The organism is Microcoleus sp. OTE_8_concoct_300 (assembly GCF_031383065.1).
GTDB lineage: Bacteria > Cyanobacteriota > Cyanobacteriia > Cyanobacteriales > Microcoleaceae > Microcoleus.
The window spans coordinates 1-1,035 of the sequence record NZ_JANMZH010000485.1 but is presented as its reverse complement, the minus strand read 5'-3'; the positions used below and the strand labels follow the sequence as shown (position 1 = coordinate 1,035).

Annotated in this window: 1 protein-coding gene; it reads left to right on the top strand. The window is 45.1% G+C overall.

All coding sequences use genetic code 11. The annotated features are described in order from the left end of the window. Positions 1 to 116: 116 nt before the first annotated feature. The gene (locus tag ACUVJL_RS21960; RefSeq protein ID WP_445247772.1) at positions 117 to 683 is read left to right on the top strand and encodes a hypothetical protein; all 567 of its coding nucleotides are present in this window, start codon (positions 117 to 119) and stop codon (positions 681 to 683) included. Positions 684 to 1,035 lie beyond the last annotated feature (352 nt).

The window sequence follows — 1,035 nt, the reverse complement described above, 5'->3', positions numbered from 1 at the left end:
GCCAAAATTCAGTATGGGTAGTAATGGGATGACTTCGGCACTTACTTCCAAGGCTCCCGATTCGGCGCTTGGTAGTCGATCGCCGACATTCACTAGCGGAGGCAGGAGGAATTAATATGGCGATCGATATGCCCGATCGCATTGCTCAAATAGCAGCCCGAATTACTCCGGCAACTAGCAATCAGGAAGCGATTTTATATACCCCAAGCAACGCATCTGTACTCGGAACAAACATCAATTACCAAGGGCATATGGCGGTGATTCGAGTAGCCTGCTATCTCGACTCAGTACCTCCAACTTTTGCCCCGATGATTCTTGCTACCGATACGCTGGCGCAGAAGGAGCAAAAGAATCAGATGTTTCGCGCAAACCCCAAAAAGGGACTGTTGGTTTCCTTACAAAATCCAAGCGGTCAAAATTTTGAAGTGGGAATGATTGACTTGTATAATGTGAAGCCAATTTTTCTCACTGGGGTCAACGAATTCTTTACTGATTTAGAATTCTACGGTATTAAATTCGGATGGAGAATCCACGCAAAGATAGTCGATCGAGGTCATGGCTTGCTCCAGAATAATACGGGTGCAGGACAGCAGAATGATTGGGTGTCTATTACCGGGTACGTCGTCGAAAAGTCAAGTTTCCTACAAGACCACAACAATATTGTTTATAACTATGTTGTATGAATTGTTGTAATAATCTTAATCGAAATGTTGGCGAGCGTTTGATAGAGCGCTTGACGGAGGACGTTGCTACGACGGTTACTGTATCAACATCCTCAACAACTCTTTTGAGCGCAAGTCTGAACAGGAGGATGATTAAGGTTTATTGCTTGTCTTTGACAATCCCGTCGGCGGAGATTTGGATTAGATATGGAACTGGCGCGACACTACTTAATTCATCGCATCCTTTGCTTTTGAAACATTTGCTAATTGTTGATTCTGCTCAGGCTGCGAATGCAATCTCTGTCGTTTGTTCTGCTGGTACAGCGCAGTTAAGGGTAAGCGCAGCGGAGAGAGGTTTATGAGAAGGGAGGGG

What these genes read in the sequence shown, in the direction of transcription:
- ACUVJL_RS21960 (WP_445247772.1), top strand. Translation starts at nt 117, where the DNA reads ATGGCGATCGATATGCCCGATCGCATTGCTCAAATAGCAGCCCGAATT.